The 17,042-nt window shown below is 62.9% G+C and carries 21 protein-coding genes; 10 read left to right on the forward strand and 11 right to left on the reverse strand.

What is annotated here, in order from left to right; genetic code table 11:
• Positions 1-21: 21 nt before the first annotated feature.
• The 10 genes from GC121_RS05005 to GC121_RS05050 all read right to left on the reverse strand — a co-directional run bounded on the left by GC121_RS05005 (position 22) and on the right by GC121_RS05050 (position 6,548).
• Positions 22-633: a cell wall hydrolase gene (locus tag GC121_RS05005; RefSeq protein ID WP_234421118.1), complete on the reverse strand. Its 612-nt coding sequence runs from the start codon at positions 631-633 to the stop codon at positions 22-24.
• 295 nt (positions 634-928) lie between these two features.
• On the reverse strand, positions 929-1,255 hold the full coding sequence (locus tag GC121_RS05010) for a DUF1491 family protein (RefSeq protein WP_151973046.1): 327 nt from the start codon (positions 1,253-1,255) through the stop codon (positions 929-931).
• Positions 1,256-1,260: 5 nt separating this feature from the next.
• Positions 1,261-1,752 carry a PaaI family thioesterase gene (locus GC121_RS05015; RefSeq protein ID WP_151973047.1) on the reverse strand — a complete coding sequence of 164 codons (492 nt, stop codon included), beginning with the start codon at positions 1,750-1,752 and terminating at the stop codon, positions 1,261-1,263.
• The gene (locus GC121_RS05020) at positions 1,727-2,188 is read right to left on the reverse strand and encodes a PTS sugar transporter subunit IIA (protein WP_151973048.1); all 462 of its coding nucleotides are present in this window, start codon (positions 2,186-2,188) and stop codon (positions 1,727-1,729) included. Before GC121_RS05020 ends, GC121_RS05015 begins: the two co-directional genes overlap by 26 nt.
• Before the next feature lie 122 nt (positions 2,189-2,310).
• On the reverse strand, positions 2,311-2,880 hold the full coding sequence (hpf, locus tag GC121_RS05025) for a ribosome hibernation-promoting factor, HPF/YfiA family (protein WP_151973049.1): 570 nt from the start codon (positions 2,878-2,880) through the stop codon (positions 2,311-2,313).
• Between the two features lie 55 nt (positions 2,881-2,935).
• Entirely contained in the window at positions 2,936-3,622 is a 687-nt protein-coding gene (gene dnaQ / locus GC121_RS05030) for a DNA polymerase III subunit epsilon (protein WP_151973050.1), read from the reverse strand.
• A 19-nt stretch (positions 3,623-3,641) separates the two neighbouring features.
• A complete protein-coding gene (gene coaE, locus GC121_RS05035) occupies positions 3,642-4,259 on the reverse strand; it encodes a dephospho-CoA kinase (protein ID WP_151973051.1) in 618 nt (205 codons plus the stop codon).
• The gene (gene aroE / locus GC121_RS05040) at positions 4,256-5,140 is read right to left on the reverse strand and encodes a shikimate dehydrogenase (protein ID WP_151973052.1); all 885 of its coding nucleotides are present in this window, start codon (positions 5,138-5,140) and stop codon (positions 4,256-4,258) included. The genes coaE and aroE overlap by 4 nt, the downstream gene beginning before the upstream one ends.
• Positions 5,137-5,715, reverse strand: a complete 579-nt coding sequence (locus tag GC121_RS05045) for a nucleoside triphosphate pyrophosphatase (RefSeq protein ID WP_151973053.1) — start codon at positions 5,713-5,715, stop codon at positions 5,137-5,139. The genes aroE and GC121_RS05045 overlap by 4 nt, the downstream gene beginning before the upstream one ends.
• Positions 5,712-6,548 (reverse strand): pyruvate, water dikinase regulatory protein, encoded by an 837-nt coding sequence (locus GC121_RS05050; RefSeq protein WP_151973054.1) that lies wholly within the window; start codon positions 6,546-6,548, stop codon positions 5,712-5,714. Before GC121_RS05050 ends, GC121_RS05045 begins: the two co-directional genes overlap by 4 nt.
• Positions 6,549-6,865: 317 nt before the next feature.
• On the opposite strand from GC121_RS05050, the gene hemE reads away from it, so the two are divergent.
• The 4 genes from hemE (at position 6,866) to GC121_RS05070 (ending at position 10,316) form a co-directional block, all read left to right on the forward strand.
• Positions 6,866-7,882 (forward strand): uroporphyrinogen decarboxylase, encoded by a 1,017-nt coding sequence (gene hemE / locus GC121_RS05055; RefSeq protein WP_151973055.1) that lies wholly within the window; start codon positions 6,866-6,868, stop codon positions 7,880-7,882.
• Positions 7,883-7,915: 33 nt separating this feature from the next.
• The gene (locus GC121_RS05060) at positions 7,916-8,359 is read left to right on the forward strand and encodes a CopD family protein (RefSeq protein WP_151973056.1); all 444 of its coding nucleotides are present in this window, start codon (positions 7,916-7,918) and stop codon (positions 8,357-8,359) included.
• A 179-nt stretch (positions 8,360-8,538) separates the two neighbouring features.
• On the forward strand, positions 8,539-9,795 hold the full coding sequence (rho, locus tag GC121_RS05065; RefSeq protein WP_151973057.1) for a transcription termination factor Rho: 1,257 nt from the start codon (positions 8,539-8,541) through the stop codon (positions 9,793-9,795).
• A gap of 131 nt (positions 9,796-9,926) precedes the next feature.
• Positions 9,927-10,316 (forward strand): BLUF domain-containing protein, encoded by a 390-nt coding sequence (locus GC121_RS05070; protein WP_151973058.1) that lies wholly within the window; start codon positions 9,927-9,929, stop codon positions 10,314-10,316.
• 16 nt (positions 10,317-10,332) lie between these two features.
• Here GC121_RS05070 and GC121_RS05075 read toward each other — a convergent pair whose 3' ends face one another.
• Entirely contained in the window at positions 10,333-11,031 is a 699-nt protein-coding gene (locus GC121_RS05075; protein ID WP_151975602.1) for a dienelactone hydrolase family protein, read from the reverse strand.
• 72 nt (positions 11,032-11,103) lie between these two features.
• Between GC121_RS05075 and GC121_RS05080 the strand changes: the two genes are divergently transcribed.
• The 6 genes from GC121_RS05080 to GC121_RS05105 all read left to right on the forward strand — a co-directional run bounded on the left by GC121_RS05080 (position 11,104) and on the right by GC121_RS05105 (position 16,979).
• Entirely contained in the window at positions 11,104-11,364 is a 261-nt protein-coding gene (locus GC121_RS05080) for a DUF6489 family protein (RefSeq protein ID WP_151973059.1), read from the forward strand.
• Positions 11,365-11,375: 11 nt separating this feature from the next.
• Positions 11,376-12,656 carry a tRNA uridine-5-carboxymethylaminomethyl(34) synthesis GTPase MnmE gene (gene mnmE / locus GC121_RS05085; protein ID WP_151973060.1) on the forward strand — a complete coding sequence of 427 codons (1,281 nt, stop codon included), beginning with the start codon at positions 11,376-11,378 and terminating at the stop codon, positions 12,654-12,656.
• 87 nt (positions 12,657-12,743) lie between these two features.
• Positions 12,744-14,615 carry a tRNA uridine-5-carboxymethylaminomethyl(34) synthesis enzyme MnmG gene (gene mnmG / locus GC121_RS05090; protein ID WP_151973061.1) on the forward strand — a complete coding sequence of 624 codons (1,872 nt, stop codon included), beginning with the start codon at positions 12,744-12,746 and terminating at the stop codon, positions 14,613-14,615.
• Positions 14,612-15,238 (forward strand): 16S rRNA (guanine(527)-N(7))-methyltransferase RsmG, encoded by a 627-nt coding sequence (gene rsmG, locus GC121_RS05095; RefSeq protein WP_151973062.1) that lies wholly within the window; start codon positions 14,612-14,614, stop codon positions 15,236-15,238. Before mnmG ends, rsmG begins: the two co-directional genes overlap by 4 nt.
• The gene (locus GC121_RS05100) at positions 15,235-16,011 is read left to right on the forward strand and encodes a ParA family protein (RefSeq protein WP_151973063.1); all 777 of its coding nucleotides are present in this window, start codon (positions 15,235-15,237) and stop codon (positions 16,009-16,011) included. Before rsmG ends, GC121_RS05100 begins: the two co-directional genes overlap by 4 nt.
• On the forward strand, positions 16,008-16,979 hold the full coding sequence (locus GC121_RS05105) for a ParB/RepB/Spo0J family partition protein (protein WP_151973064.1): 972 nt from the start codon (positions 16,008-16,010) through the stop codon (positions 16,977-16,979). The genes GC121_RS05100 and GC121_RS05105 overlap by 4 nt, the downstream gene beginning before the upstream one ends.
• Positions 16,980-17,042: the final 63 nt, after the last annotated feature.

Consider the following 17,042-nt stretch of genomic DNA (forward strand, 5'->3'; position numbering starts at 1 on the left):
GCAGGCTCGCCCGGCCACCCCTCAGCGATAGAAAATGTGATTGTCGATCTGCGCGCGGCGCGACAACCGCCCGGCCCAGCTTGGGCGGACATGGGTCGCGTGGAAATACAGCGCGTCGCCCACCGGGCTTTCCCACAAATCGCCATGCGCAATGCGGGCAATCGCCTTGGCGCGCGTCCACGCGGCGGAGCCGGTGTTGGGCGAAGGGATGCTGCCGCCGCGCACGAAGGAGAATTGCGAAGGCTGGGTGACAACTGCGCAATAATCATCGGGAAAGCGGTTGCTTTCCGCCCGGTTGATGATGACACGGGCCACTGCGAGCTGGCCTTCGAGCGGTTCGCCGCGCGATTCGAAATAGATTGCCTGGGCCAGGCACATCATCTCGCGCGACATGTCTTCGCTGGTGTCGATCTGCGCAACCAGCTGGCGCAGGCTTTCGGCGCTATAGGTGGCTTCTTCAGCCGCGGGCGTTTCCGGCGAATCCGGAATATCCTGCACCACTTCGCGCGGAACAAAGCGAATCTCCGGATCGGCTTCGGTTTGCGCGGTTTGAATCCGGGTGGATGCCGTTTCGGCCTGCTGCTGTTCGGCGGCGGCCAGCGCTCGGTCCTGCGCTGTAGCTCCACTGCTCACGGCGCCAAAGCTGCCGGCGAACAGGGTTGTTGCCAGGGCAATCGCCCCGACGCGTTTGGTAACAATTGTCATCGATCCCGTAACTCACGGCGGTGAGATGCCCGGCAAGTCTGCGGTCGCGGCCTGTTTGTGAGCCGTCTGTCTACCCGCGATCCGTCCCCAATGGACTTGCCTGCATTCTCCCCGTCTGCGCGCTGTCAAGCACCGCCGGAATGCGGAGCGAGACAACATACGCTTCTGTCGGAAAGTTGCGCGGCAGATAGCCGTGATGGTTTCACAGTCAACTAACGAAGAGTTAAAGCCCGATGAAACGTTCGGGATTTGCGACGTCCAGTTCGAGCTGCCACAGATCCGGGTCCTGCGCACTGCGGCGAGCGCAATATTGGGCAAATTCATATGGATTTTCAATGTCTTGCGTCTTGGAGAGGGTCCATCGACGGGACCCGTCCAATTGCGGCATCCGCTCATATGCGCGCAATTTTGTTCCATTCTCGCAACATATAAGCATTATGGTGCCCGCCTGCTTTTCACCTCTTGCGAGCACGGTGGCAAAGCCGCCTGCGGCCTGGACAGCGCGGATCAGGCCCTGCACTTCGAGTTGGGCGGGGAGCCGGTCATCCATGGTGCTCACTCCGGAACGCGGTATCCGGCAAGGCCGGACAGCGCGATATGGGAGCGCATGAAAGTGCCCGTGCCGCGCCCGATCTCCTCGCCTTCTTCATCCTGCAAATGCGCCTCTGCCACGAAAACACGGCGCTTGCCGCTGACCCAGCGGCCCTCGGCGATCACCTTCCCCTTACGCAGCGGCTTGGTGAAATGCAGGTTGAAACCAGTGGTGAGCAGGAAACGGTCGGATACCAGCGAATTGGCGGCGTAGAAGGCCGCATCGTCGAGCATTTTGAAATAGAGTGTGCCGTGCGTTGCGCCAGCGGCGTGGAAATACTCCTCGCCTGTCTCGAAAGTGATCCGCGCATGGCCGGGCGCAAGAATATCGAGCCGGGATGCAAACAGGCGGTTGATCGGCGCACCCGCGTAAAGCTGTTCCAGCGCCCGGAAATGCGCCGCTTCGCCCGTACCCGCCGCGCTCTCGGCCTCAGGCAGCGTCACGATCCGTCGCATTGGAGAGCATGGCGTAAATCGCTTCGGGATTGGACATTTCGGTCAGCGCATCGTGGATCCGCTCGTCACGCACCAGCCGCGAAATCGCTGCGAGCGCGTGCAAATGCGTGGCCCCGCAATTTTCCGGCGACAGCAGCCCGATCACAAGATCCACCGGCAGCCCGTCCGCCGCGCCGAAATCGACCGGTTTGTGCGGCTTCAGCAGCGCGATGATCGGGCGCGAAATCCCCTCGATCCGGGCGTGGGGAATGGCCACGCCGCGGCCAAAGCCGGTGCTGCCGAGTTTTTCCCGCTCTTCCAGCTTTTCCTGCACGGTTTCTGCGTCAAGCTCCCACGCCCGGGCAAAGACCTGTGCCAGTTCGGCCAGAATCTCCGCCTTCGTCGCGGCGGCAACGATGGCCACCGATTCGGGTTTGAGAAGATATTCAGCAGTCATTCTTCGTGTCTTCGGACGTTTTCGCACACTCGCACGACATCCCTTAGGATGTGTGAACCGCACCAAAACAAGGGTTTTTGGAACCGGTCGCGGCGCCCGTTAGCGGGCAGCGAGCGGCGCAGTCAGGACGGTTCGACCCACCCGATCGATCCGTCATCGCGGCGATAAACCATATTATGCCGCCCGGTTCCAGCATTTTTGAAGAACAGTGCACTGGTGTGCCGCAGATCGAGCAGCATCACCGCGTCCGAAACGCTGACTTCGGGCACGTCGATCCGCGTTTCCGCAATTACCGGCGGCGCGTCGGCCACTTCGAGCTCTTCGACATCGGACTCTTCCGCAGCGAAGATCGTATAGGCGGCCTCTTCCTCGCGCGCGGCATATTGCGCCTGTTCGTGCCGGTCTTTCAACCGGCGCTTGTAGCGGCGCAGCTGCTTTTCGATTTTTTCCGCCGCCTGATCGAACGCCAGATGCGCATCCTGCGCCTGGCCGTGGCTCTTGAGGATCAGCCCATGATTGACGTGCAGGACAATATCGGCGGCAAAGGCGCTCGCCGGAGCCTTGCCGAAAGTCACCGAAGATGAAAGCGCCCGACTGAAGTGCTTGTCGACAATGCTGGTCAGCCGTTCGGCGGCGTGTTCCTGCAAAGCGGTTCCGGTATCGACCTGATGTCCCGACACGCGAATATCCATGGGCGGCTTCTCCTTCTTGTTATCGTTGTGCTCACGCTGACATGGTGAGTGCGACTCACGAGTTCCAGAGCGGGCTTTGGAGAGTTTCGAGAAAAGCGCGGTGCCGCGCAAGCTCTTCCGCGCTGGGCGCGTGGGGGCGCGGCGCGCGATACTCGCCAAGTTTGGGGATGAAGACGGCGGTTTCGCTGCGCTGTTCCACGGTATTGTCTACCGCCAGCTGCAAGCCGATCTGCCGCCCGCCGGTCAGCTCAACATAGACCTGCGCCAACAATTCGGCGTCGAGCAGCGCGCCGTGCAGCACGCGGTGCGAGCGATCGACACCGTAGCGGGTACACAAGGCGTCGAGCGAATGCTTCGCGCCGGGATGCCGCCGCCGGGCAATGGCGAGCGTATCGACCATGCGGTCATCGCCGATTCTGTAGTAGCCGCAGGCATCGAGCTCGGCATTGAGAAAGCCGAAATCGAACTGCGCATTATGCGCCACCAGCGGGGCATCACCGAGGAAGGCGAGCAAGTCTTCCGCCCGGTCGCGGAACAGCGGCTTGTCGGCGAGGAATTGCGCGGAGAGGCCGTGCACCCGCTCCGCCTCTACCGGCATATCGCGTTCGGGATTGAAATAGGCGTGAAAAGTCGCGCCCGTCAGCACGCGGTTGACCATTTCGATGCAGCCGATCTCCACCATCCGGTCGCCCGTGGCGGGATCGAGGCCGGTAGTTTCGGTGTCGAAGATGATTTCACGCATAAGCTACCCTATCGGCCTATCAGCGTGCCGCATTCAAGTCGGCGCGGAGCTTCTCCACCAGAGTTTCGACCTGCTGGCGCGTTTTATCCAGAGTGCCGCCAGTATCTATGACATAATCGGCGCGGGCGCGCTTCGCCGCATCGGGCAATTGCAGCGCGAGAATATCGGCGAGCTTTTCCGGCGTCATCCCCTCGCGCGCCAGGGCACGGGCGCGCTGCACGTTCGCAGGGGCGGAGACGACGATGACCGCATCAATGCCCTGTGTGCCGGTCTTTTCGAACAACAGCGGAATATCGAACAGCACGAAGGGCGCGCTTTCGTGGGCGCGGAGGAAGGCTTCGCGCTGGCGGGCCACCGCCGGGTGAATCAGCGCTTCGAGCCGGGCGAGCTTGTCGCGGTCGCCGAACACGATGGCCCCAAGCACGCCGCGATTGACACCTTCGGGCCCGGTCGATCCAGGAAACATCGCTTCGATTTCGTCGACCAAAGCGCCGCCCGGCCCTTGCATCGCGCGCACCTGCGCATCGGCATCGAAAAGCGGCACGCCGACCTCGGCAAACATCGCCGCGACGGTGCTTTTGCCCATCGCAATCGAGCCGGTGAGGCCGAGAATGAAGGGGTGCGCGGCCTCGGTCATGACGTCAGGATGGCGCGCAGGGCCACATCCCCGTCGCTCCTTGGAGGAGCCTTGCCGAAGAACCGCTCGAACGCGGTCGCCGCTTGCCCGATCAGCATCGCCAGCCCGTCAATCGTCCGGAACCCCTGCTCGCGCGCTGCTGCCAAGAGCGGGGTTTCGCGCGGATCGGTGACGATATCATACACGATGCTGCGCGGCGGCACGTGGCTGAGATCGAATGCGAGCGGCGGTTGGCCGCGCATTCCCAGCGGGCTCGCATTGACCACCAGATCGCAGCACCCCTCTCGGTCGTCGAAGGGAAAATCCGTGGGCTGCGCGAAATGCTCGAGCGGCGCGACATGGTGCTCGCCATCGGGATCAATCGCATCGAGCAGCGCCTGCGCCTTGGCCGTATCGCGCCCGGCGACCACCAGCGTAAAGCCGCGATCTGCCAGTCCCGCAATAATCGCCCGCGCCGCGCCGCCCGTGCCGATTATGCGCGCCATACGGAAGTAATGCGTCTCTCCCAGTTCGGCCTCAAGCGGTTCGAGAAAGCCTTCGACATCGGTGTTCGAGCCGATCAGCGCGCCATTGTGCCGCCGCGTCACTGTGTTGACCGCGCCGACCAGCTCCGCGCCGATTTCCATCCGATCGAGCAGCGGAATGATCGCCTGCTTGTGCGGCATGGTGACATTGCAGCCCCGCCAGTCGGGATCGTGACGGCGCGTGGCAAGGTAATCGCCTAGCTGATCGGGCGTGACGTGCTGCGCGCGGTAAGTGGCGTCGAGGCCCAGCTGCCCCAGCCAGTGATTGTGGATCGCGGGCGATTTCGAGTGCGCAATCGGATCGCCGATCACTTCGGCATAGGGCATTGCGGGTGAGGGGGTGAAGGCTGCGCTCATGTGTCCAGCACACCCAGTTGGCGCAAGGCACCCAGAACCGGGATCAGCGGCATTCCTAGCACGGTGAATGTATCGCCCTCGATCCGTTCGAACAGCTGGACGCCCATCGCTTCGATGCGGAAGACACCCACACAATAGCCGACTTCGGGCCATTCGGCGTTGAGATAATGCGCGATGAAATCCTCCGACAGTTCCCGCACGTGCAGGCGGGCGAGCGAGCCGCCGCGCCACGCAATCGCGCCATCAACCGCCAGCGCCGCAGCCGCGTGAAGCTCCATCACCTTGCCGGAGAAAAACCGCAGATGCGCTGCTGCATTGGCACGGTCGGTCGGCTTGTCGAACCTGCGACCATCGACAACCACGAGTGAATCGCTCCCCAGCACCGGAATGCCGGGCGCGGCAAGCGCCAGAGCTTTGGCCTCTGCCAACGCCAGTGCGATCTCTGCGGCGGGAGCCCCTGCGATGCGGGACTCGATCGCACGCTCGTCCAGATCGGCAGGGCGCGCTTCGAAGGGCACTCCGGCATCGCGCAGCATCGTCTGGCGCGAAGCGGATTTGGAAGCGAGAACAATCATCGCAAACCTTTGGGCGCGGCAGGTTTGGCTTCGCGCTCCTGATACAGGCGGATCACCGCCGCCGCTGTCTCCTCGATCGAGCGGCGGGTGACATCGATCACCGGCCAGCCATTATCGGCGAACATCCGGCGCGCGAAGGCGACTTCCTTTTTCACCCGCTCGCCATCGATATAATCGGTTTCCTTCGTTTCGTTGAGCGACAGGAGCCGGTTGCGGCGGATTTGCACCAGCCGGTCGGGCGCGGTAGTGAGGCCGACCACCATCGGCTTTTTGAGGCGGAACAGCAGATCGGGCGGAGGGGCCTCGACAACCAGCGGGATATTCGCCGTCTTGAAACCGCGATTGGCGAGATAAATGCTGGTGGGGGTTTTGGACGTGCGCGAGACACCCGCCAGCACGATATCCGCCGCTTCCCAGTTTTCCCAGCCGATCCCGTCATCATGCGCGATGGTGAACTGGATCGCATCGACGCGCGCGAAATAGGCCTCGTCCATCGCATGCTGGCGGCCGGGTTTGCCCTTGGCTTCCTGCCCCAGCCGTTCCTCCAGCGCCAATGTCACCGCTTCCAGCGCATCGACATGCTTGAGGCCAAGCGCGCGCGCCCGCTCTTCCAGCCGTTCGCGGATTTCGGGGTTCACCAGCGTGTAGAGCACAAGCCCCGGCTTGGCCTTGAACTCTTCGACAATGCGATCAAGATGCTGGCGTGATCGCACCATCGGCCAGAAATGCCGCACGACATCCTGATCCTCGAACTGCGCCAGCGCAGCCTTGGCGATCATTTCCAGCGTCTCACCGGTGGAATCGGACAGGAGATGAAGGTTCAATCGGGTCATGGGCGGGTCATGTGGATATGTAGCGGCATAAACCACGGGAGAGGATGGCGGACAAGAGAGGGACAGAATTTCACCCCCGCTGCCAGCCGATTCGTGCGCAGGGAAATACCGCGATGCAAATATTTCTACCCTCGCTTGTGGGAATCGGGGAGAACCTTTGCTTGACGACAGGAATCAACGAGTCGATGCCTGCACACACACCTTGCCCGGTGGGGACAAAGGGACTCACAGCCCGGTATCCCCACTATCCACAGGGCCAACAAACAACAAAATTTATATATAAATATAATTATTTATTGGATTGGACGTAATTCTCGATGGCTGGACCTCTTCTCGAAAACCTGCGCGGCACCCGAACCGAAAGGCGTCCGGTGTGGTTGATGCGGCAGGCCGGGCGCTATCTCGCAGAGTATCGCGCCTTGCGGGCCGAGAAGGGCGGATTTCTCGAACTGGTTTACGATAGCGAGTCGGCGGCCGAGATTACCTTGCAGCCCTTGCGCCGCTTCGGCTTTGATGGCGCGATCCTGTTTTCCGACATTCTGATCGTGCCGCACGCCATGGGGCAGGATCTGTGGTTCGAAGCAGGCGAAGGGCCGCGGCTGGCTCCGCAACTCGTGGATGGCGCATGGCAATCGTTGGAGACGGCGCGGCACCATTTCGAACCGGTTTATGAAACCGTCCGGCTGACCAAGGCGCAGCTTTCCGATGATGTGACGATGCTGGGCTTTATCGGCTCGCCATGGACCATCGCGACCTACATGATCGCCGGGCAAGGTTCGAAGGATCACGGCATGGCCCGTGCGCTCGCCTATCGCGATCCTGGGGCGTTCCAGTCGCTGGTGGATGCGATTACCGAGGCGAGCCTTGAATATCTGATCGGCCAGATCGATGCGGGCGCCGAAGCGGTGCAATTGTTCGATAGCTGGGCCGGATCGTTAAGCCCCGACCAGTTCGAACGCTGGGTGATCGCACCCAACACGCGGATTGCGGCTGCTATCCACGAAGCGCGCCCCGGCGTGCCGGTGATCGGCTTCCCCAAGGGCGCTGGCGCGAAATTGCCAGCCTATGCCCGCGAGACCGGAGTCGACGGCATCGGGATTGATGAGACGACCGATCCGGTCTGGATCGCTTCGCAATTGCCTTCCGGAATGCCGGTGCAGGGCAATCTCGATCCGATGCTGCTGCTGGCGGGCGGGGACGCGCTTGATGCGGCAGCGCGGCGCATCCTTGACGCCTTCGCCGACCGCCCCCACATTTTCAATCTCGGCCACGGGATCGACAAGGAAACGCCAGTGGAACACGTCCATCAGCTGCTCAAAGTGGTGCGGGGATAGACGCAAGGCCAAGGCATCTCTACACACCCCGTCATGCAGGAATTTCTCTCGCTCACCTATTTCTGGCTGAAGGCCGGGCACATCATTTTCATGGTGTTCTGGATGGCTGGGCTGTTCATCCTGCCACGGCAAATGCTCTATTTGCACCCCTACGGTGCCGATGCGCCGGAAACCGCGATCTGGGCCGACCGGATGGGCAAATTGCGCAAGATCATCCTCACGCCGAGCCTGATCGTCGTCTGGGTGCTCGGCCTGCTGCTGATGAGCGCGATTGACGCGCATACGCAGGGCTGGTTCCACGCCAAGCTGCTGTGCGTTCTGCTGCTGACCGGCTTCCACGGCTTCATGGTCGCCAAGGCCAAGAAGATGCTCACCGGTGAGCGCCCGCTGAGCGAGAAGCAATTGCGGCTGTATGGCGAGATCCCGGGCGTGCTGCTGGCGCTCATCGTCGTGCTGGTGGTGGTCAAGCCGTTCTGATCCGCGGATCGATCGTGCGCTGGCTTCAGCGCCACCATTCCCCAATTGACCGCGCCACCGCCGTGGCATATTGAAACCCTATTCCGGCATTACAGGTCGCTGCGCAAAGGCGGCCGGGTCTGCTTTCTCCAAGCCCCTATGGCCCGCCGGCTTCCCCAACGTATACGGATATACGAACCATGCATTTGAAAGAGCTGAAACAGCGGACGCCGGCCTTGCTCGTCTCGATGGCCGAGGAACTGGGCGTCGAGGGCGCCAGCACCATGCGCCGGCAGGATTTGATGTTCGCCATTTTGAAGGAAGTGGCGGAAGACGGCGAGGAAATCCTCGGCATCGGCACTATCGAAGTGTTGCAGGACGGCTTCGGCTTCCTGCGCTCGCCCGAAGCGAACTACCTTGCCGGCCCGGACGATATCTACGTCTCGCCGAACCAGGTGCGCAAATGGGGTCTGCGCACGGGTGACACGGTGGAAGGCGAAATCCGCGCGCCCAAGGATGGCGAACGCTATTTCGCGCTGACCAGCCTGCGCCAGGTCAATTACGAAGATCCCGATGCGGTGCGCCATCGCACCAATTTCGACAATCTCACCCCGCTGTACCCCGACGAGCGGCTGCATCTCGACACCAAGGACCCGACCGTCAAGGACAAGTCGGCGCGGGTGATCGATCTCATCAGTCCGCAGGGCAAGGGCCAGCGTTCGCTGATCGTCGCGCCGCCGCGCACAGGTAAAACCGTGCTGCTGCAGAACATCGCCAAGGCGATCACCGACAATCACCCCGAAGTGTTTCTGCTGGTGCTGCTGGTGGACGAGCGCCCCGAGGAAGTCACCGATATGCAGCGCAGCGTGAAGGGCGAGGTCATCAGCTCGACGTTTGACGAGCCTGCCAGCCGCCACGTGCAGGTGGCCGAAATGGTCATCGAAAAGGCGAAGCGGCTTGTCGAGCACAAGAAGGACGTCGTGATCCTGCTCGATTCGATCACCCGCTTGGGCCGCGCCTACAACACCGTTGTGCCGAGCTCGGGCAAGGTGCTGACCGGCGGTGTGGATGCCAACGCGTTGCAACGTCCCAAGCGCTTCTTCGGTGCCGCGCGCAATATCGAGGAGGGCGGCAGCCTCTCGATCATCGCCACCGCGCTGATCGATACCGGCAGCCGCATGGACGAAGTGATCTTCGAAGAGTTCAAGGGCACCGGCAACAGCGAAATCGTGCTCGACCGCAAGGTTTCGGACAAGCGCATCTTCCCCGCACTCGATGTCGGCAAGTCCGGCACGCGCAAGGAAGAGCTGCTGGTGGATCAGGCCACGCTCAGCAAGATGTATGTCCTGCGCCGCATCCTGATGCAGATGGGCACCGTCGATGCGATGGAGTTCCTGCTCGACAAGATGAAGGACTCAAAGACCAACGAAGACTTCTTCGAGACGATGAACCAGTAAGGTCGCTACGCAGCGGCGAACGCGTTCGGATTGGACAGAGTGATTATCGCTTGATTGCAGCGGGTTAGAGCGGCAGTAAATTGGCCGGATCAAGCGCGGATCGAGCAAGCAAGGCAGGGTGCACAGCGGGTATGCGGCAGGTTTTGTACATTAGCAGTGCACCGGGGTTGGGTGGCGACGATGTCGCGGCCATTCTCGATGTGTGCCGGAGCAACAATGAGCAGCGCGGGATTACCGGTTTCCTGCTCTATAACGGGCGCAATTTCATGCAATTGCTCGAAGGCGCCGAGGCTGATCTGCAATGGCTGCTGGAGCGGCTTGGCAAGGATCCCCGCCATAGCGGCATGGTGATGTTGGCGGACAACATCGTTGATGCGACGGTCTGCCCCGATTGGTCGATGCAGGAAATCCGCCTTGTCGAGGACGTGGCGCAGCGGCGCGAGCGACTGGCTGGCGAATTGCCCGAGGGTCTTGCCCCCGAAATCCGCCAACTGGTGATGAATTTCGCCGCCCTCAACTAGCCTTTAGGTTGGGCTCTTAGCCGAGATTCCGCGCGAAGAAGTCGGCAGTGCGCGCATCAGCGAGGTTCGCCGCTTCATCGTTGCGCCGTTTGCCGGTCTCGGTCGCGAAGCCGTGGTCGAGCCCGTCGTAATCGTGCAGCACCGCCTTCGGGTGGTCGTCCAATCCCTCATGCATCGCCTGCTGGGTTTCCGGCCCGACAAAGCCGTCAGCCGTGGGGATGTGCAGCATCACCGGATGGGCGATGGCGTGCTTCTCCCCCAGCAAACCGTCGATTCCGACGCCGTAATAGCAGACGCTGGCATCGATATCGGTGCGCGCCGCGGTCATGAAGGCGAGCCGCCCGCCGAGGCAATAGCCGACCGCGCCCACCTTGCCCCCTGACACTTCGGCGCGGGCGAAGTTGATCGTCGCCTGGAGATCGCGGACACCTGCATCCTGGTTGAACTTGCCCATCAGTCCCAGCGCTTGCTGGAATTCGGGCTCGACATCGGGATCAAGCTCTACGCCCGGTTCCAGCCGCCAGAACAGATCGGGCGCGATGGCGAGGTAGCCGTCTTCGGCCAGCCGGTCGCATTTGCGGCGAATGCCCGCATTGACACCGAAAATCTCCTGAATGACGATGATCGCCGCTTTCGCAGGCTGCGCGGGCCGCGCGCAATAGGCGGCAAAGCTGCCATCACCGTCCAGAGTGGAAATCGTCACTGTCTCGCCCATGAAAGCCTCCTGCTGGCACAATCTGTGTTTCACCTGTAACCTACGCTGCAAGGCAGAAAAGGTGTCCGCGAAATGAAAGTCCATATCGAGATCGATTGCACGCCCGAAGAGGCACGGCAATTCATGGGACTGCCCGATGTCGAGCAGGCCAATGCGATCTATATCGAAAGCATCACCAAGGCGATGCAGGGTGCCTCCAGCACTGAGCAATTGGAGCAATATGCCAAGCAATTGGCGCCGATGGGGCAAATGGGGTTGCAGATGTTCCAGAGCTTTATGGAAGGCGCAGCGCGCGGTGCCAATCGCTCGGCTGGCGGAGGCGAAGACAAGTAACGTACTGATATATGGACACGATCTATGCTCTGTCGAGCGGCAAACCGCCTGCCGGAATTGGCGTGATCCGTGTGACCGGCCCGCAGGTGCAGGCCGTGCTGGAGGCGCTGGCGGGGCGCGTGCCGCGTGCTCGCCTCGCCACGCGGGCGGTCTTCCGCGATGCTTCCAGGGCGATGGTGGACGATGGCCTGGTGCTGTTCTTCCCCGGCCCGCGCTCGGTGACGGGCGAGGATTTGGCGGAGTTCCACTGCCACGGCGGCAAGGCGGTAGTCGCGGCGGTCGAGCGGGCTATCGGTGGGGTGCCCGGATGCCGCGCGGCGCAGGCGGGCGAATTTACCCGCCGCGCTTTCGCCAATGGCCGGATCGACCTGGCCGAGGCCGAAGGGTTGGGCGACCTGCTAGAAGCGGAAACCGAATTGCAACGGCAAAGCGCGGTGCAGCTCGCCACCGGCGCTTTCTCTCGCCAGATCGAGGATTGGCGGGAGCGGCTCTTGCGCTTGTCGGCGCAAGTCGAGGCAGTGCTGGACTTTGACGATGAGGATGATGTTGGCGGGCTGTCAGACAGCTTTGCTGAGGAGGTTCGGCGGCTTGCCGGGGAGCTTGGAACAGTGCTCGAAGCACCGCGTGCTGAGGTGCTCAAAGAAGGCTACCGCGTTGCCCTTGCCGGGCCGCCCAATGCCGGAAAATCAACACTTTTCAACGCTCTGACTGAAAGCGAGGCCGCCATTACAGCGGACATTGCCGGGACGACGCGCGATGTGCTGACGCAATCGGTTGCGCTGGCCGGAATACCCTTCACTTTTGTCGATATGGCGGGCTTGCGCGATGAGGCTGCTGCGAGTGACACCATCGAGGCCATCGGTATCCAGCGCGCAGGCGCAGAGATTGCGCGCGCGGACCGCGTGCTTTGGCTCGGTGCGGAGGGCGAGGGGCCGCATGGCGCGTGGGAGATCGCCGCGCAATGTGACCGGGACGACAACCCGCCCAAGCGCGCACCGGATTTCCGCGTCTCGGCGGTGACGGGGGAGGGGCTAGCCGAACTGCGCGAGGCTCTGATCGCGGACGCCCGCACCGCTATGCCCAAGCCGGGGCAGGCCGCACTCAATGCACGGCAACGCGCGCTGCTCGCCAATGCACTCGCCGCAATCGAAGGGTTGGGCCACCAGACCGACCCGCTGCTCGTCGGCGAACACCTGCGCCTAACCCGCACCGCCTTCGACGCCCTCACCGGCCGCACTTCGACCGAGGATGTTCTCGACACGCTGTTTGGTCGTTTCTGTATCGGGAAGTAGCCTGTTTCACGTGAAACATCCTTGCCCAACGCGCGCTCCATCGCCAATGCTTTGACGCTCTGACCAACAGGCAGTATCTGGCTCCGCATGGCGACATTCGATGTCATTGTTGTGGGCGGCGGGCACGCCGGGTGTGAGGCTGCGGCAGCTGCGGCGCGCATGGGTGTGCGCACGGCCTTGGTGACGTTCGACGCCACGATGCTCGGGGCGATGAGCTGCAATCCGGCGATTGGCGGGCTGGGCAAAGGCCATCTGGTACGCGAGGTTGACGCTTTCGATGGGCTGCTCGGCCGTGCGGCGGATGCGGGGGCGATCCATTACCGGATGCTCAACCGGTCGAAGGGGAGCGCGGTGCAGGGGCCGCGTGTCCAGGCCGACCGCAAGCGTTTTCGCGCCAGTGTGCAGGCGATGCTGTGCGCGCAGGACAATCTGACTATCGTCGAAGGCGAAGTCGCGGCTCTTTCGATGCAGGGTGACATTGTGTTGGGTGTCGAGCTCGCCAGCGGCGATGTGCTCCACGCGGGCCAAGTGATCCTGTGCACCGGCACCTTCCTCGGCGGCACGCTGTTTCGCGGCGAGGAGCGGTTCGAGGGTGGGCGCATCGGGGAGAATTCGGCGCAGAAGCTGGCGCAGCAATTGCGCGGGGCGCAGCTGCCGATGGCGCGGCTCAAGACGGGCACGCCGCCACGGCTCGACGGGCGCACCATCGACTGGGCGCGGCTAGAGGAGCAGCCTTCGGATAGCGAGCACTGGACGATGTCTCCGCTCACTGCGCGCCGCGTCAACCCGCAGGTGTTCTGCGCGATCACCCGCACCAATGCGCAGGCGCATGACATTATCGCCGCCAATCTTGACCGATCGCCGCTGTTCACCGGTGCAATCGGTGCGGCCGGGCCGCGCTATTGTCCCTCGATCGAAGATAAGATCCACCGCTTTGCCGATCGCGACGGGCACCAGGTGTTTCTGGAGCCGGAGGGGCTCGACACGCATCTCGTCTACCCCAACGGCATCAGCACCTCGCTCCCGGTCGATGTGCAACTCGCCATGCTGCGGGCGATGGAGGGGCTGGAGCAGGTTGTGATGGAAGTGCCGGGGTATGCCGTGGAGTACGATCATATCGACCCGCGCGCGCTGGGAAGCGATTTGCAATTGCGCGCGATGCCCGGGCTTTATTGCGCAGGGCAAATCAACGGCACGACGGGATATGAAGAGGCGGCGGCGCAGGGCCTGATCGCAGGAATTAACGCGGCTTGTGCGGTGCTCGGCAAGGCTCCGCCCGCGATTGACCGGGCCAATTCTTACATGGCGGTGATGATCGACGACCTCACGCTGCACGGTGTGAGCGAGCCCTACCGGATGCTCACTGCGCGCGCCGAGTATCGCCTGCGCCTGCGGGCGAACAATGCGGGCAGTCGCCTTACCCCGCTGGCGATTGAACTCGGCTGCGTGGGAGGGGAACGGCTTGCTTGGCATGAGCAGCGCGAGGCGCAACGTTCCACGTGGAACACTGCGCTCGATAGCGCGGCGAGCGCGGTTGAACTGGTGGAGGCAGGGCTGGCGGTGAAGCGCGATGCGGGGCGAAAGCCCTTGCGTGAGTGGCTGACCTTTCCGGCGGTGCCGCTGACGGCACTGACGCCATGGCTGCCCGAAGGGTGTGATCCCGAAAGCGAGCTCGCTGCGGAACTGGCCGAGGATGCCATTTACGCGCCCTATCTCGCGCGGCAGGAAGCGGAACTCCGCGATCTGCGCAGCAGCGAGGCGTTGTCGCTGGGCGCGGACTTCCCCTTTGCCGAGGTGCCCGGCCTGTCGAACGAGATGGTCGAGCGGCTCTCTGCCGCGCAGCCACCCAACCTCGCGGCGGCGGGGCGGGTGCGCGGGATTACCCCCGCTGCGCTGGCAGCGCTGCTCGTCCACGCCAAACGGCGGCAGCAGCTTGACCGCGTGAGCCTTAGCGCATGATTGCCAATGAGGAGCAGGCGCGGGCTTTCTGCGCGGCGCGCTGCGATGCTGACGCGATGGCGCGGCTCGAACGCTTTGTCGGGATGCTGGCGGAGGAGAATGCGCAGCAGAACCTCGTATCCTCGACCAGCCTTGACGCGGTGTGGCAGCGGCATATTGCTGACAGTCTGCAGCTGCTCGATCATGTTCCGGAGGGCGCATCGCCGTGGCTCGATCTTGGATCGGGCGCGGGGATGCCGGGACTGGTGCTTGCCATTGCGCGACCCGATCTGCGCATAGGGCTGGTGGAATCGCGCCGCAAACGGATCGAATGGCTGGAGCGCGTGGTGGAGGCTTTCGGCCTCTCGCGCTGCGCCGTTCATGGTGACCGGCTGGAGAATGTCGAGAGCCGTGATACGGCGGTCATCACCGCGCGCGCCTTTGCGCCGCTGACCAAATTGCTCAGCTTATCCGCGCGCTTTTCCACACCGTCCACCACATGGCTGTTGCCGAAGGGGCGGTCGGGCGCGCAAGAATTGGCGGAGCAGCCAAAAGCGATTCGCGCAATGTTTCACGTGGAACAGTCGGCCACCGATGCCGAAGCGGGAATCCTCATTGGATCGGGGAGGCCAGCGAAGCTATGATCGTGATTGCCATTGCCAACCAGAAGGGCGGAGTGGGCAAAACCACGTCCGCCATCAATATCGCAACCGCTATGGCGGCGAGCGGGTGGCGTACGCTGTTGGTCGATCTCGATCCGCAGGGTAATGCCTCCACCGGTGTGGGGCTGGGGGCCAGCCAGCGCGATATGTCGAGCTATGATCTGCTGGTGGACGATGTGCCGCTGGCCGAATGCGTGACGCGCACCAATATTCCCGGACTCGATCTGGTTCCGGCGACGGTTGACCTCAGCGGAGCGGAGATCGAGCTGGTCAGCGTCGAGGGGCGCACCGACCGGTTGCGCCGCGCCTTTGCCAACCACACGGCACACGATGTGTGCTTTATCGACTGCCCGCCATCGCTCGGTCTGCTGACGCTCAATGCCCTGTGCGCGGCGGATACCCTGCTGGTGCCGCTGCAATGCGAATTTTTCGCGCTGGAGGGGCTGAGCCAGCTCTTGCAGACGGTCGAGCAGGTGCAGCAGCGCTTCAATCCCGATCTCGGCATTATCGGCATCGCCCTCACTATGTTCGACCGGCGCAACCGCCTGACCGACCAGGTGGCGGATGATGTCCGCGAATGTCTCGGCAATCTGGTGTTCGAAGCGGTGATCCCGCGCAATGTGCGCCTCTCCGAAGCGCCGAGCCATGGTTTGCCCGCGCTGGTCTACGATCATGCCTGTACGGGCAGCAAGGCGTATATGGATTTGGCCAAAGAGCTGATCGGCCGCCTGCCGAAGCAGAAAGTAGCAGCATGAGCGAGAACGACACCACCACCGCCGCAGCCAAGCCCGCTGTCAACAAGCGTAAGCTGGGCAAGGGGCTGGGCGCGCTCCTGGGCGAAGCCCGGCGCGAGGAGCCGTTGGTTGCATCCCCCGGAACCTCGGGCAGACTATCGGGTGACGGAACTGTTGCGGTGGCGGACGGGCTGGCGATGATCGCCATCGCCGATATCGAACCGCACCCCGATCAGCCGCGCCGTTATTTTGACGAGGAAGCGCTGGCCGAGCTCGCTGCATCGATTGCTAGCCGCGGAGTCATCCAGCCGGTGATCGTGCGCCCGCTGCCGCACGGCAAGTATCAGCTGGTGGCAGGCGAGCGCCGCTGGCGTGCCTCGCAGAAGGCACAACTGCATGAAATTCCAGCGATTATTCGCGATCTGGAAGAGCGTGACGTCATGGCGCTCGCGCTTATCGAGAATATCCAGCGCGAAGATCTCAATCCCATCGAGGAGGCGCGCGCTTACCAGCGGCTCGCCGAGCTGGAGCGGATGACGCAGGCCGAAATCGCCACGCTGGTGGAGAAATCGCGCAGCCATGTCGCCAATCTCCAGCGCCTCTTGGCCTTGCCTGCTGCTGTCCTCGATCACTTGGAGGCAGGGCGGCTCGATATGGGCCATGGCCGCGCGCTGATCGGGCTCGACAATGCCGAGGCTTTGGCCGCCGAAGCGGTGGCCAAGGGGCTATCGGTGCGCGAGGTCGAGAAGCTCGCGCGCAAGGCCCGCAATGGCAGCGAGGCGCCCGCCCGTCGGCAGGCCCGCCCGTCGCGCGATCCAGCGCAGGACGCGGATATCGCCGCGGTTGAGAACCATCTTGAGGAATTTCTCGGCCTGCCGGTCAAGATCATCACGGATGAGGATCCGCGATCGGGTTCTGTCACAGTGAAATTCCGCACGCTCGACCAGTTAGACCTGATTTGTCAGAGGCTTACCGGCGGCGGCATCTGATCCGCGCATGAGAATTGCGCCGCCCAACAAAAGTTGCGCGGCGCAAGTTCCCCCCAGTTGTGG

Origin of the sequence: Erythrobacter sp. EC-HK427 (assembly GCF_902498745.1) — a bacterium.
Taxonomy (GTDB): Bacteria; Pseudomonadota; Alphaproteobacteria; order Sphingomonadales; family Sphingomonadaceae; genus Alteraurantiacibacter.

Coding starts and splice junctions, on each gene's coding strand:
- GC121_RS05010 (WP_151973046.1), bottom strand. CDS start 1,255: ATGGATGACCGGCTCCCCGCCCAACTCGAAGTGCAGGGCCTGATCCGC.
- GC121_RS05015 (WP_151973047.1), bottom strand. CDS start 1,752: ATGCGACGGATCGTGACGCTGCCTGAGGCCGAGAGCGCGGCGGGTACG.
- GC121_RS05020 (WP_151973048.1), bottom strand. CDS start 2,188: ATGACTGCTGAATATCTTCTCAAACCCGAATCGGTGGCCATCGTTGCC.
- hpf (WP_151973049.1), bottom strand. CDS start 2,880: ATGGATATTCGCGTGTCGGGACATCAGGTCGATACCGGAACCGCTTTG.
- dnaQ (WP_151973050.1), bottom strand. CDS start 3,622: ATGCGTGAAATCATCTTCGACACCGAAACTACCGGCCTCGATCCCGCC.
- coaE (WP_151973051.1), bottom strand. CDS start 4,259: ATGACCGAGGCCGCGCACCCCTTCATTCTCGGCCTCACCGGCTCGATT.
- aroE (WP_151973052.1), bottom strand. CDS start 5,140: ATGAGCGCAGCCTTCACCCCCTCACCCGCAATGCCCTATGCCGAAGTG.
- GC121_RS05045 (WP_151973053.1), bottom strand. CDS start 5,715: ATGATTGTTCTCGCTTCCAAATCCGCTTCGCGCCAGACGATGCTGCGC.
- GC121_RS05050 (WP_151973054.1), bottom strand. CDS start 6,548: ATGACCCGATTGAACCTTCATCTCCTGTCCGATTCCACCGGTGAGACG.
- hemE (WP_151973055.1), top strand. CDS start 6,866: ATGGCTGGACCTCTTCTCGAAAACCTGCGCGGCACCCGAACCGAAAGG.
- GC121_RS05060 (WP_151973056.1), top strand. CDS start 7,916: ATGCAGGAATTTCTCTCGCTCACCTATTTCTGGCTGAAGGCCGGGCAC.
- rho (WP_151973057.1), top strand. CDS start 8,539: ATGCATTTGAAAGAGCTGAAACAGCGGACGCCGGCCTTGCTCGTCTCG.
- GC121_RS05070 (WP_151973058.1), top strand. CDS start 9,927: ATGCGGCAGGTTTTGTACATTAGCAGTGCACCGGGGTTGGGTGGCGAC.
- GC121_RS05075 (WP_151975602.1), bottom strand. CDS start 11,031: ATGGGCGAGACAGTGACGATTTCCACTCTGGACGGTGATGGCAGCTTT.
- GC121_RS05080 (WP_151973059.1), top strand. CDS start 11,104: ATGAAAGTCCATATCGAGATCGATTGCACGCCCGAAGAGGCACGGCAA.
- mnmE (WP_151973060.1), top strand. CDS start 11,376: ATGGACACGATCTATGCTCTGTCGAGCGGCAAACCGCCTGCCGGAATT.
- mnmG (WP_151973061.1), top strand. CDS start 12,744: ATGGCGACATTCGATGTCATTGTTGTGGGCGGCGGGCACGCCGGGTGT.
- rsmG (WP_151973062.1), top strand. CDS start 14,612: ATGATTGCCAATGAGGAGCAGGCGCGGGCTTTCTGCGCGGCGCGCTGC.
- GC121_RS05100 (WP_151973063.1), top strand. CDS start 15,235: ATGATCGTGATTGCCATTGCCAACCAGAAGGGCGGAGTGGGCAAAACC.
- GC121_RS05105 (WP_151973064.1), top strand. CDS start 16,008: ATGAGCGAGAACGACACCACCACCGCCGCAGCCAAGCCCGCTGTCAAC.